The following is a 13,804-nucleotide window of genomic DNA, read 5'->3' as shown; positions in this document are numbered from 1 at the left end:
TCCGGCACCGTCGGCCGAGCGGTCAGATAATGCCGCTTGTGTCGAGACCGTTACATTAGCGCGAAGGCCGAATGGAGCAATGCGTATCGCGATCTATGCCATCGCAAAGAACGAGGCGAAACACGTCGATGGCTTTCTGAAAACCTGTCAGGGCGCGGATTTTGTTTTCGTGGCGGACACCGGCAGTACCGACGGCACGGTGGAGGCTTTGCGCGCCGGCGGCGCGACCGTGGTGCCGATCATGATCCGGCCCTGGCGTTTCGACACCGCCCGCAATGCCGCCCTGGCCCTGTTGCCAGCCGATATCGACATCTGTCTGGCGCTCGACCTCGACGAACGGCTGAGCGACGGTTGGCGGGAGCATTTTGACAAGGAATGGCGACCTGGCGCCACGCGCGGGCATTATCTCTATGCCTGGTCGCATCAGGCCGATGGCTCGCCCGGTGTTGAGTATTGGACGGATCGCTGCCACGCAAGGCAAGGCTACCTGTGGCGCCATGCCTGCCACGAAGCCCTTTTCCCGGATCGCCTGGAGGAGGTTCACGTCTATTTCAAAAATTTGCGCGTGGATCACTGGCCGGACTCGTCCAAGTCGCGCGGCCAATATCTGGATTTGCTGGAGGTGGCAGCAGCGGAAGAACCGCATAGCGCGCGCAACGCCTTTTATCTGACGCGCGAACGTATCTTCTACCGAGACTGGACCGGCGCCGAGCAGGAGGCCCGGCGCTACCTGGCATTGCCGTCGGCGACCTGGAAGGAACAGAACAGCGCGGTTATGGGCTATCTGGCCCGGTGCCGAGCCGCCGTCGGTGACAGGGCCCATGCCCTCGAATGGCTGAGACGAGCGACGCAGACCGCGCCGGAGCGGCGCGAGGCCTGGGTGCAATTGGCCGATATGCTGTACGAAACCGGCGACTGGGCCGCGTGTTACGCCGCCGCGGCCAAGGCCCTTGCGATCAAGAAAGGCCCAACGGCCGCCTTCAACGATCCCCGCGCTGCCAGCGCTCACCCCCATGATCTCGCGAGTTTTGCCGCCTCTCGGCTCGGGCAGCACGCGACGGCACTGAAACATGCGCAGGACGCCCTATCGCTCAGCCCGGGGGATGAGCGTCTGGCCCGCAATGTCGCTGCCCTCGGCAAACTGGCGGCATCGGCGTAACCGCGCGCTGGCGGGCTTACCCGGGATCTGCGCCGAGCGCGGTCGCGCGATCCGTGGGCAGGCCAGCCGCGTCGCGCATCAGGGCATCGATCCGCGCTTCCGACAGGGTCGCGGCCGTGTAGGAAAGCCCGGCCTCCCGACAGGCGCGGTTGAACGCCTCGTCCTGATGCAGCCGGATCGCATTGGCCGCGATATTCTCCACACCCACCGATACCAGGGAGTCCAGGCTCGGCGGCAGGTCCAGGCCTTCCGCCGCGACCGGTGTGCAGGAACAGGGCACGCCCCAGGCCAGGCTCTCAAGCACTTTGCCTTTGATCCCAGCGCCATACAGCATCGGTGCGACCGTCAGCCGCACGCGGTCAAAGACCGCGGACAAGGAATCGACCTGGCCGATCACCTCCACACCCGGCCGCGCGCGCCGCAAATCATCCGGCATATTGCTGCCGGCGAGCAGACAAGGAATACCGGGGTCGCTGGCATGTATCCGCGGCATGATTTCGTCGACCAGCCAGCGCGCGGCTTCGAGATTCGGAGCATGACCGTAATGACCGATGAAAGCCAGCCCATGACGGGCGGAGAACGGCACCTCTGTCGGCTGCTGCGCAACCGCCCAGGGGATGACATGGATCTGCGCCCTATCCACATGCTGACGCAACACCGCCGCTTCATGGCTTGAATGCGTGATCACCGCATCAACCGCCGCCGCCGCGCGCAGTTCCACAAGCTGAAACCGCCGCGCCAATGCCATCATTTCCGGGCGTTCCTCGGCTCTCGCTTGCCGCGCGAACCGCAGATGGTGCAGGTCGGCGACGCTATAGACGACCCTGGCCCTGGGCTGTTCCCGGCGGACCAGACCGAGATAGGAGGCCGCGACCGTCGCCCGGTGCAGATAGACAAGGTCGAAGCTGCCGTGTTCGCGCCGCAATACCTCCTCGACGGAGCCATGCCAGGGCGCATGACACCCGATGATACCGGCATCATCCAGCACGCCCGTGGTATCGCGCGCCATGTCGGTGGCCACGAAATTGACCTCGAACCCAAGACGCTGGAGCGAGCGCATATGTGACAGCACGGCATTCGACCCGGCGTCGCGGGACAGCACCGGCAAAGTCTCGTCGATCACCAGGGCTCGGGGCAATAATTGGTCCGGGCGCATTGCGCCGGCCTGCGGCCCTGACCCTGTCCAGCGCCATTTGACCTGCCGCAGGGCCGTGCGTTCCACGGGGCGACTGCGGCGATGCGCGCGCTGCTGCATCAGCGCCTCCGCCTGCTCGGCGAGGAAATCGATGCGTTCGGTCAATCCCGCATCGTCCGGCGCATCGCGGAGCAAGGCAGCGCATTGCGCGCGAAAAGCCGCGTCGAACTGACTGACCGGCTCCAGCAATACCGGCGAGCAATCCACATGGGCCATGTCGCTTTCACGCTGCACGGCGATGACATGGGTTTCGAAGGGCGATAACCCCTTGATCTCCAGATCAAAACCGCAACGACCGTCGCCGATCCCGGCATCCCGGACGTCCAGTCTCGGCCGATCCGCCAGGACACGGGCCAGCAGCTTGTCATTGGCCGTGATCAGCAGCGTGACGCAGGACTGGCCAGAGAGCGCGTCATGCACCCATCCGGTGACGCGCTCCCTTGTCACGCATTCGATCTTCCCGCGAAAGGTCGGAGCCGCTTCAGGCTCCGCCTTCTTCGCGGACCGCTTTCTTGGACTAGGCAACTTGCATCAAATTGGACGAGCGCGGCAGGATCGCTTGATCCGATGAGCGTCGCACTTCAATCCGCGCCATCTGCGACGGTGTCAGCGGTATCGGCAGCGTCAATGAGAAGCCGTTATCGCCGCGCCCGAACCCAGCGTCCGCCAGATCCGGACGGTGCTGATTGGCCAGGGTCTGCGCGATCAGCACGCCATCGACCAGGATATCGAGACAGACCGGCACGTCGCTCCGCAGCGGGTTTTGCGCCCATCCCGCGACCAAGCCTTCCTCCATGAGGTCGAGATAGCCGCGCAAGGGCTCTGCCGCCACATCCGGCCGCAGTCCGGCACGCACATCCAGCCGATGACGGATCGCCGCCAGAGCAAAGCCGTCCGTCACGCGTGGCGCGCAATAGACGGCCGGCACCCGCTTCGCGTCAGGGTAAAGCGCCGCATATTCATGGGCGTTATGGAACATCATGCGGCTGTCGTCGTCCACGAAACTCTCGGACGCCGCGCCTTCGGCGAGCAGCACGTCATGCCGCGTGAGCTCGATATGGACATACTCGACACTCTCGGCCAGGTCGCCGCGGAGGATCGTCTTGCCGTTGACCAGATCGCAAGCCGCCACCAGGACATCGTCAATCAGCATCGCATGCAAGGGCGACACCCACAGATCCCGGCCGGGAATGCCATCCGCCAAGGCGCCCGCTTGGATGCAAATGGGCAGGACGTCGCGGTTCCTGCGGATGAACCGCCCATTATAGCTGCGCCGCCCGATCCAGCGGATGGGTTCCGGTCTTCCGGACAAGGTCGTCACCAGATCGCCGATGCGCAGGCTCTCCACCCTCTGCTCGCCGTCCGGCGTGGCGATATGCGTGCCGCGCAGGAAGCAGGCGATCACATCGCCCTCAATCGTCAACGTCTGGATCGGCAGCGCACCCAGCACGCTATCGATCGGTGTCAGCGTGATGACGTCCTGTATCTGGCCTTCGGCCGTCGGCGAGATCGTAAATTCGTAGATGCCGGATTCGTCGCCAGGCGCGAGTGTCGGAATATCCCCGAGCGATTGGGTGACGCCGAGCGACGTATAGGACAAGGACCCGCTCAGGGAATCCGCGATCCCCGAGGCGGCATTGGAGACAGCGATCTTGATGGTCTGAGCAGCGGATTTTACGACAATCGATCCCAGATTGAGTATCTGGTCCTGACCCGGCGCGCCGCTGAGCGAACCCGGGCCCGAGACTTCGACAAAGGCGGGGATCGCGTCACCGATGACGGTCCCCTCGACCTTGACGTTCAAGGTGCCAAGCGTCGCATCCGGCTGTGCTGCGTCATGCGTCGTCAGCCGCAGCGTCACATTGCCGTCCACCACACCCGCGATCGAGGTATCGAGGCCGATAGCGCCCGGGCTGGTCGTCTCCCCAGGGTCGATCGTTACCTGTTGGTCGCTGGTGGCAAAGATCCCTCTCGGCATTGCGGCAATGCTCGCCAGGAGTTCGTCCGACAGCGCGCCCGACGCCACGGCATTGGTGAGCGAGATGATCTGGCTGGTCTCGGCGTCGCCTTGATGGACCGTGCCGAAATTGAAGATCGTCGTATTCAGGGTCGGGTCTGCCGCCAGATATACGGTCCCGTTCAGCGTCACGCTGCTGCCCGTCTCCGCCACCGTCGGATGACCGGTGCTGGACGGCGGCACCGAGGTATAGGCGATATTGAGCGTATCGGTGAAGGTGCCGCTCGTCGTCGCAAGACTGTTGAGCGACAAGGTGGCCGAGGCGCCCGGCGCCAGCGGCGTGGTTTGCGTCGGCAGGACATGACCCCCACTATCGGTCAGCACGACGCCGAGGGAGTCGCTGCCGATCGGCGAGGTATTGGCGACGGTCAGGCTGCCGGTCGACCCGCCATCCACGCGGGCATCGAAGGTGATGACCTTGGGCGTCGCCGCCGCCTGCGCGATCGGCGAGACGACATTGTCCATGATCGTCAGGGTGATCGGCGCCAGCGTCCCCGAATAGCCGCTGCTATTGGTTTGCGTCGGGTTGAAGGTCAGGATCTCGGTATGCACGCCGAGGGACGTGCCCGCCGTCACGGTCAGGCCGCCTGCGACACCACCCGGCGTCAGGCCGGTCACGGTGGGCGTGACGATGGTGAACCCGCTGCCGGTCGTGGTGGCGAATGTGCCGCCGAGCATATTCGCGTATCCCGCCGCGAAATTGGCGATCGCCAAATTCATCGCGTCGACGCCGTCGGCACCAATCGTACCAAGGTTCAGCGTATAGGCCGTCCCGTCCTGCGTGAACGCGCCAGGGCCGGAGATCTGCTCGAAACTCGGCAGGGCGTCAGACCCTTCGATGGGCAGGCTGCTGTCCAGCGTCGCCGCCCCCGTCGCATTCGCGAGAGTGACGCCCGTCGTTGCCGTCGCAATGGCGAGTTGCAGCGTTTCCACCGGCAGTCGCAGATTGCCCGGCACCGCGATTGTGATGCTGGCCATCGTCGCACCCGCCGCGACCGTGACCGAACCACTGGGCAAAGTGCCGCCAAAATCGGCCGCGCCGAGTTGGGCCGGCGAAGACCCGCCGACGACGGCATAGGTCACCACGACCGGCTTATCGCTCGGGTTGTTCAGGAACACCTGGAACGTGACGTTGACCTTGCCGGAACCGATGCTGACAGGCCCGATCGGGCCGGTGACGCCGACCAGCTCGACCGGCGGGCTGGTCACCTGCAACGTCGAAGTGGATGTACCCGCCGTGGTATTGGCGATATCGCTGTCGATCGCTGTCTGGCTGCCGGCGGCCAACAGGTAGTCGAGCACCGCATCCTGCTGCTGCGTCGCATTGGTGATGCCGAGAGACTCCACATACTCCGTCGCCTGCTGAACAAGCGCGGTCGGCAAGTCTGCAAGCGTCACCGGCGTCAGCGGGAAGTTCGGGATGGTGTAGGTGGCCGTCGTCTGTCCCACGCCATAGTCGAACAGAGACGTCGCCTGCGTCACGCGCCAGGCGTCGGCGTAGGTTTTATAGAGTTCGTCCGAAGTCAGCGTCGTGGGCAGGACAGTACCATCCGGCAGTGTGAGATTCTGCGGATCCGTACCATCCGCGGTGCCGAGGAGGCCGCTGACGCCCGTCGTATGGCCACCCAGAATGACAGAGGTGTTTTCGTTGCCGATTTTTACCTCTTCACCGGTATTTGCTTCCACGACGAAGCCGCTTGACGTCGCATAGACGGTGCCGACCGCCAAAGGCAGGAATTGCCCCGAGATAAGGGTGACAGGCGCTCCGTTGAGCCAGAAGGGCTGTGCCCGCGAGAAGTCGAAGGTGAGACGATCGCTGCCAAGACCGATCGCGGTCTGCTCGATAAAGGTGACGCTGCCAGACGGGTTCTGCGGTCCGCCGGTCGGTTCAAGACGAACCTGTACTATGATGTCGGCATTCTGCGCGAAGACGAATTCGCCCGCGGCCTGGAAGTCGTAGTGCAGGCCGTCGAATGTCGTGATGTGCGTGTCACCCGCACCACCACCGCTCGGCCCCGGCGGGCTACCGCCAGAACCGCCGCCGCTCGGGCCGCCGCCGGTTCCACCACCTGTGCCGCCGCCAGTGCCACCACCGGTTCCACCACCCGTGCCGCCGCCGGTACCACCACCCGTGCCGCCGCCAGTGCCACCACCCGTGCCACCACCCGTGCCGCCGCCCGTGCCACCACCCGTGCCACCACCCGTGCCGCCGCCAGTGCCACCACCGGTTCCACCACCCGTGCCGCCGCCAGTGCCGCCGCCAGTGCCGCCGCCAGTGCCACCACCCGTGCCGCCGCCCGTGCCACCACCAGTGCCGCCACCGCCAGTGCCGCCACCGCCAGTGCCGCCACCACCGGTCGGCATGGTCGCAACCACTGTCCCTTCGATCAGCAGGTAATGGGGCGACAGCGCAAAACTGCTGCCGGAACCGTTGGTGCTGTCTCCATCAAACTCGATGGTCTCAGAGAATGTTCCGGTGGTTCCCGTGTTGAACCTGACCGACAGGAAATTCTCCTGATCACCGGCCGCCAGGCCGAGGACATCGGAAAAGCCGTCAACGGTAAAGGCGGGATCATCGGCGTATAGGTAACTGCCGGAAAGACTATCGCCTGGCACGCCATTGTCGTTGAGAAGCGCCAGATCGATCGGGGCCAGGACATCACCCTGATCGACCGTGCCGAAATCCAGAATCTGCTCGGTGACCGTTCCGGGCAGCGGATCGCCCGCCTCGGTAAAGACCGGATCGGCCGGCTCATTCACCGTAAGACTGATATGGGCCGGGGCAGCATTGTTGCCGAAGCTGTCCTTCGCGCCGATGGTCAAGGTGTCGCTCGGCCCAGCGCTGTCATTGTCCGTCAGCGATGCCAGGTCGGTATTCACGTCAGCCAGCGAACCCTTGAGCGTCAGCACCGTGGTGCCCGCCCCGGAAACGCCGGCGCCGGTGGCCGACAGCAACCCGTCCGTATCCGACACCGTCACAGTGAAAATCTCGCCCGTGATCGCACCGGCCTCGGACAGGCTGACGCCCATAATCGGGCTCGCCTGGCCTTGCTCGATCGTCGCCGTCGCCGGCGCCGCAATCACTGGGTCATTGGTGACCGATACGGCGATCGATGCCACGGGCGCCGTATTGCCGAAACTGTCCTTCGCATCGATCGTGATGCTATCCGAAGGCGTGGTGCTGTCCTTATCGCCCAGCGTCGCAAGACCGGCATTGACCTGCGCCAGGGACCCCGTGAACGTAACCGCGGTCGTGCCCGATCCGGACACGCCCGTGCCGGTGGCCGAAAGCAAGCCATGCAGGTCCGAGACCTTGACGGTAAAGGTTTCGTTGGACAGCACGCCGACTTCCGACAGGCTGACCCCCGGGACGGCACCAGCCTGTCCGACGCCGAGTATCAGCGTGGCGGGCGCCGTGATCTGCGGCAGACCCGCCACGGACACGCCGATCGTCGCATCCGTCGCGTCATTCCCAAGGCTGTCCTTGGCGGAAAGCGTAATGGTATCGGAAGGCCTGGTCCCGTCCGTATCGGTCAGCGTCGCCAGGGCCGCGTTCACCTCGGCCAAGGTCCCGGCTATGGTGATGGCTGTGGTGCCGGAATCGGATACGCCCGTGCCGGTGGCGGACAGCAACCCATTCGTGTCGGATGCCGTGACGGTAAACGTCTCGCCCGCAATGGCGCCGGGCTCGGACAGGCTGACGCCCGCAATCGTACCCGGCTGTCCCTGCCCGAGGCTGAGGGAGGCCGGCGCGGCGATCACCGGATTGCTTATGACCGTGATCGGGATCGTGATGTCGGTGGCGACATTGCCGAAGCCGTCTTTCAGCGCCAGCACGATCGCGTCCTTGCCCGGCGTGCCGTCAGTATCCACCAGCGCATTGAGACTGGTCCGCACGTCGGACAGCGAGCCGGTAATGGTCAGCGTCGTGGTGTTGTTTCCGGTGACACCGCTACCGGTGGCCGAGAGCAATCCGAACTGGTCCGATATCACGGCCGTAAAGGTCTCGCCGGTCGTATCGCCCGACTCAGTGATATCGAGCGAGAAAGGCTCAGGCTTGTTCTGTTGCAGCGCCAGGGAGGAGGGATAGCTGTCATAAGACGGCACCCCATTCACGGTCACGGCCGTGCTGCGGCTGCCAGCCGTATTGCCAAACCCATCAGTCGCCGCGAACACGATTGAGTCGTCAAGCTGCGTGCCGTTCTTATCCGTCAATGTCGCGAGCGCGGCATTCACCTGGGCCAGCGTGCCGGTGATGGCGAGGCTCGATGTCCCCGCACCGGACACGCCGGTGCCGGTCGCCGACAGTAGGCCATTGTTGTCGGACGCGGTCACGGTAAAGGTCTCGCTGGCCGAGGCCCCGCTTTCCGAGATGCTGACGCCTGCGACGGAAACAGGCTGGTCGACACCGACGACCAGCGTGCTGGGTGCCGCAATGACGGGATCATTGGCGACGGTGATGGCCGTCGAGGCGGGGGCCGCGATATTGCCGAAGGAATCGGACGCGGTGACCGACAGCGTATCGGCGGCCGGATTGGTGTCGGTGTCGGTCAGCGTTGCCAGATCCGCGTTGACCTGAGCGAGCGAGCCTTGGATCGTCAGGCTGGTGCCGCTGAAACTCACGCTCGCGCCCGTAGCCGACAGCACGCCATTGGTGTCGGAGACGGTGACGGTGAAGGTCTCGCCGGCGCGCGCGCCCGTCTCCGCCAGGCTCAGCCCCGACACGAGGGTCGCCTTCGCCAGACCGACGGCAGCGCCGGCCGGCGTGGTGATGACCGGCGTCAGCGTCGGATTGACGGTGACGGTCGTCTTCTGCGGCCCGGTCGCATTGCCAAAGCTGTCGACGACCGTGACGGAAATCGTATCCGACGCCGTGCCGGCCTCATTGACCGTCAGGGTCGCCAGGTCATTGTCGATTTGGCTGAGCGATCCGGTGATCGTCACGCTTTGGCTGCCGGAGCCGGATACACCGGTGCCGGTCGCCGCCAGCACGCCGCTTGTATCGGCAACCGTCGCGGTGAAGGTCTCACCGGTCGTATCGCCGCTTTCCGAGACGCTGAGGAAAACCGCCGTGGTCACGCCTTGATGAACCGTGACAGCGCTGGACTGCGAAATGCTGGGCGGCCCGTTCACCGTGACCGCAACCGTTTTATCGCCGGCCGTATTGCCGAAGCTGTCGACGGCCGTGATCAGGATGTTATCGGCCTGCACCGTGCCGTTCTTATCCGTCACCGTCGCGAGCGCGGCATTGACCTGGGCCAGCGTGCCCGCAATCGTGAGAGCCGCAGTACCCGAGCCTGAAACGCCAGTGCCGGTCGCGGCCAGCAGGCCGTTATTGTCCGACAGATTGACCGTAAAGGTCTCTCCGGCCGTCGCCCCGGTTTCCGCCAGGCTGATCCCTGCCACCGGATTGGGCTGAGCCTTGCCGACCGTGACGGCCGTGGGCGCGGTGATCACCGGCCCGTTCGCGATGGTGACAGCGATGTTCGCAGCGGTCGCGGCGCCGCCGATGCTATCCGTCGCGTTGATCGTGATCGTGTCGGCGGCCGCCGTCGCGTCTGTATCGCTCAGCGTCGCCAGGGCAGCATTGACCTGGGCGAGTGACCCTGAGATCTGCAGCGCGGCGCTGCCATTGCCGCTGACGTTCGATCCCGTCGCCGACAAGGCGCCGTTGGTATCGGTCAGCCTGACCGTGAATGTTTCGCCGGCGGATGCATTGGCTTCAGCGATCGATACGCCATTGATCGCGGTCGGCTTGCTGAGGCCGACGACCGCCGAACCGGGCGCGGTGATCTGCGGAATATTGGTGATCGCGACGGCAATGTCAGCGGTGGTGGCGGTGCCGCCCTTGTTGTCCGTGGCATTGAGCGTGATGGTATCGGACGTGCCGCTGGTCTCGGTCGTGGTCAGGGTCGCGAGGTCCGCGTTGACCTGGGTGAGCGAGCCCGTAATCGTCAACGCCTTGGAGCCGGCGCCGGTGATGCCCGTTCCGGTGGCGCTCAGCAAACCCGTCGTGTCGGTCAGCTTGACCGTGAAGGTCTCGCCCGTCGTATTGCCGGATTCCGAGACGGCGACGCCGCTGATGGCGCCGGCCTTGCCTTGGACGACCTGTGCGGTCGTGGGCGCGACAATCACCGGGGGGCCGTTGCCGCCCGACGCACCCAGCAGATAGTCGATGCCAAAGCCGCTCGATGCGGTCGTGCTGACAAGGTCGAAACTGACGGTCACGGCAAGGTTGGCAGTCTGCGTCACCGCACCGAGGTCAAGCGCCTGGTTCGTGAAATACGCATTGGCCGTCGCGAGCGAGGTGAAGCTCTGGCTGACGACCGTGGTCCCGCCGACCGTGATGGTGAAAGCCAGGGATGAGAAGCCGGTGCCCGTCGCACTCGTCGTCAGCAGCCCGGCATAAAGATCACCGCTCAGGCCAAGGGAATCGACCGAATAGGTGATAGAGTTTTGGAATTCCTGGGAGCCGTTGCCCCCTGATACATAGTAGCCGCTCTGCCAGCCGGCGCCGATCGTCACGGCCTGGGGGGCGCCGAAGATCGCCGCGACATTGCCGGCTGATCCATCAACGCTGCTGACGAAACTGCTGCTCGGCAGGCCGGTCGCCGACGCATAGGAATCGATCGACTGATTGCCGAGGGAGAAGGTGTCGCCGGAGAAGTCGACATTCGCCTGCGTCGCATCCACGCCGGCGGTCGTGACCTGTGCAGACGCGACCAGGCCTTGCAGCAGCCCCGTTCCGCTGGTCGTCGCGGTGGATTGCGTCAGACCGCTGCTGCCACTGCTGTTGCTGCCAGCGGATGCCAATTGGCCATTTGCCGTCTCGGCCGTCGCTTTGGCTGACGCATGCCCGGTGGTTCCGCCGGTTCCGCCCAAGGCAGCGGCCGTGGCACTTGCCGTTCCGGAAATGCTCAGCCCCGTCGCGATCGCCTGCGCGGTCGCGGCCGCCGCGCCGCCCGCGCTATTGGTCGCACCACCGCTGAGACCAGCCCCGCCATCGGCGGTCGTGGTCGCGGTGACAGCATTGACGCCGGTCAGCGTCACCCCGGCCGTCGCAGCGCCACCGGCGCCGCCGGCGCCGGTGGTGCTTTGGCCTGAATTGCCGCCGAAGGCCCGGCTATTGCCATAGAGGGAGCTGGCATGGGTCGCGCTGGCGGTATCGTCGAAGGTCAGGTTGGATGTCGCGATGCCGCCGGCACCGTCGGTCGCAGCGCTGTAACCGCCTCGGCCGCCGCTGGCGGTCTGGGTCAGGCGCATCGCACCGCCACCAGTCAAACCCGTGGCAGCGTTGGTGAGCGTGCTGGCCGCGCCGGCACCGCCGGCCGCACCGCTATAGCCACGGCCACCCGCGCCGCCCGTCTGCGCCACGGTTGCGGTGGCGTTGAAGCCGGTGGCCGTGGCGGTGGTCTTGCTGGCCAAACCACCGGCGCCGCCGGTCTTGCCGGCGCCCGAGCCACTGCCGCCGCCGCCGCCCGTGGCGTTGGCCATGGCCGAGGTCACGCCGGCTGTCGCATCGGCACTGGTCGCGGTCGCATAGGTTCCAGTCGCAGCGCCACCGGCCCCGCCATTGCCCGTGCTGCCGTAATAGACACCGCCGGCGCCGCCAGCGCCGCCACTGGTGTTAGCCAGCGCGTAGGTCGAGGCAGCGCCGATCGTCGTGCTCGTGCTGTCAACGGCGCTGGCGGCAGTCCCGCCGACGGCACCATTGGCAGTGCCGGTCCCACCGCCACCTGCCCCGGCCGTCGCATAACCGCGACCGATGACCGACCCGGCCCCGGTGAGGGTGATCGCGGTATTAGCCGCGCCCGCCTTGCCGGCTGTCGTGCCGGCGCCGCCCGCGCCGCCATTGGCTGTTCCCAGCCCCGTGAGAGAAGCCGCCGCTGTGGGATTGGCCGTCAGATCGTCGAAGGACAGGGTGGAGGTCGCGGCCCCACCCGCACCACCCGCGCCCGTCGTTCCGCCATATCCGCCGCTGCCGCCACCGGCGTTCTGGGTGAGGTACAGCGACCCGCCCGTGGTGGAACCGCTCACCGCATTGGTCAGCGTGCTCGCCGCCCCGGCACCGCCGGCCGCCCCGCTTTGGCCACGGCCGCCGGATCCGCCGTTTTGCGTGACGCTGGCATAGGCCGTATGGCCTGTGGCCAGGGCCGTGCCGCTGGCCGTGCCGCCCGCCCCGCCGGTCTGGCCGGTGCCGGATCCGCTGCCGCCGGCGCCGCCCGAGACAGTGACGGTCTCCCGCGCAATCCGGCTGGTCGAGGTGGTTTTGGCCGAGCCGTTCCCCTTGGCCGTCCCGCCCGCACCACCATTGGTCGCGCCCGCACCGCCGCCACCGCCGCTGGCAGACAGCGAGCCGTTGACAGTGCTGGCACCGGTCAGCGCCAGCGTTGCCGTGCCCGTGGCACCGGCCTGTCCGGCGCCGACATGGCTTTGGCCGCCGCTTCCGGCATTGGCGACGCTACGGCCATAGAGATAGCTGGCATGGGTCGCATTCGTGGTATCGTCGAAGGTCAGGTTGGATGTGGCTGCGCCGGCCAGGCCGCCCAGTGTCGCCCCATAGCCACCCGAGCCGCCACCGGCGGTCTGGGTCAGGCTGAGATTGCCGCCGGTCGTCGACGCCGTGGCGGCATTGGTCAATGTGCTGGCCACGCCTGCGCCGCCGGCCGCACCGCTATAGCCGCGTCCGCCTGACCCGCCCGTCTGGGTCACGATTGCGGTAGCGTTGAAACCGGTCGCGGTGGCGGTCACTTTGCTGGCAAGGCCACCGGCGCCACCCGCGTTGCCGGCCCCGGCACCGCCGCCGCCGACACCACCCATGGCATTGGCGTTGGCGGTGGCCGCGCCGCCGGTCGCGGTTGTGCTGGTCGCGGTCGCGTAGGTTCCGGTGGCAGCACCACCGGCCCCGCCATTTTCGGCATTGCTGTAGTAGCGGCCGCTGCCACCGGCCCCGCCGCGCGTAAAGGCATGCGCATAGGTCGAGGCGCTGCCTGTCGTCGTGCTCGTGCTGGCAACGGTGCTCTTGGCCGTGCCGCCGACGGCACCATCCGTGGTGCCGGTCGCGGCCCCGCCCGCGCCGCCATCGGCGTAGCCACGACCCGTGACCGCACCGCCCCCTGTCAGGGTGACCGCGGTATTGGCCGCACCCGCCTTGCCTGCCGTCGTGCCGGTGCCGCCCGCGCCGCCATTGGCGGTCGTCAAGCCATAGAGGAACGCAGCGGCCGTGGGATTGGCCGTCAGATCATCTAAGGACAGGGTGGAGGTCGCGGCCCCGCCAGCGCCACCGGCGCCCGTCGTTCCGCCATATCCGCCGCTGCCGCCGCTGGCATTCTGGGTGAGGTACAGCGTCCCTCCGGTCGTGGATCCATTGGCAGCATTGGTCAGCGTGCTGCCGGCCCCGGCCCCGCCGCCAGCGCTGTTCTGGCCGCGCCCG

General features: G+C 66.4%; 3 protein-coding genes. 1 reads left to right on the top strand and 2 read right to left on the bottom strand.

The annotated features are described in order from the left end of the window. Positions 1-79 precede the first annotated feature (79 nt). Positions 80-1,159: a tetratricopeptide repeat-containing glycosyltransferase gene (locus ACELLULO517_RS21025; RefSeq protein WP_227309390.1), complete on the top strand. Its 1,080-nt coding sequence runs from the start codon at positions 80-82 to the stop codon at positions 1,157-1,159. A 16-nt stretch (positions 1,160-1,175) separates the two neighbouring features. Here ACELLULO517_RS21025 and ACELLULO517_RS28965 read toward each other — a convergent pair whose 3' ends face one another. Next, positions 1,176-2,801 carry a glycosyltransferase gene (locus ACELLULO517_RS28965; protein ID WP_227309389.1) on the bottom strand — a complete coding sequence of 542 codons (1,626 nt, stop codon included), beginning with the start codon at positions 2,799-2,801 and terminating at the stop codon, positions 1,176-1,178. Positions 2,802-2,871: 70 nt separating this feature from the next. Beyond that, on the bottom strand, positions 2,872-13,572 hold the full coding sequence (locus ACELLULO517_RS21015; RefSeq protein WP_227309388.1) for a Hint domain-containing protein: 10,701 nt from the start codon (positions 13,570-13,572) through the stop codon (positions 2,872-2,874). Positions 13,573-13,804 lie beyond the last annotated feature (232 nt).

It is taken from the genome of Acidisoma cellulosilyticum (assembly GCF_020621385.1).
Classification (GTDB): Bacteria; Pseudomonadota; Alphaproteobacteria; order Acetobacterales; family Acetobacteraceae; genus Acidisoma; species Acidisoma cellulosilyticum.
Note: the sequence above shows the minus strand (reverse complement) of the source record. Positions and strands in the feature narration are given on the sequence as shown.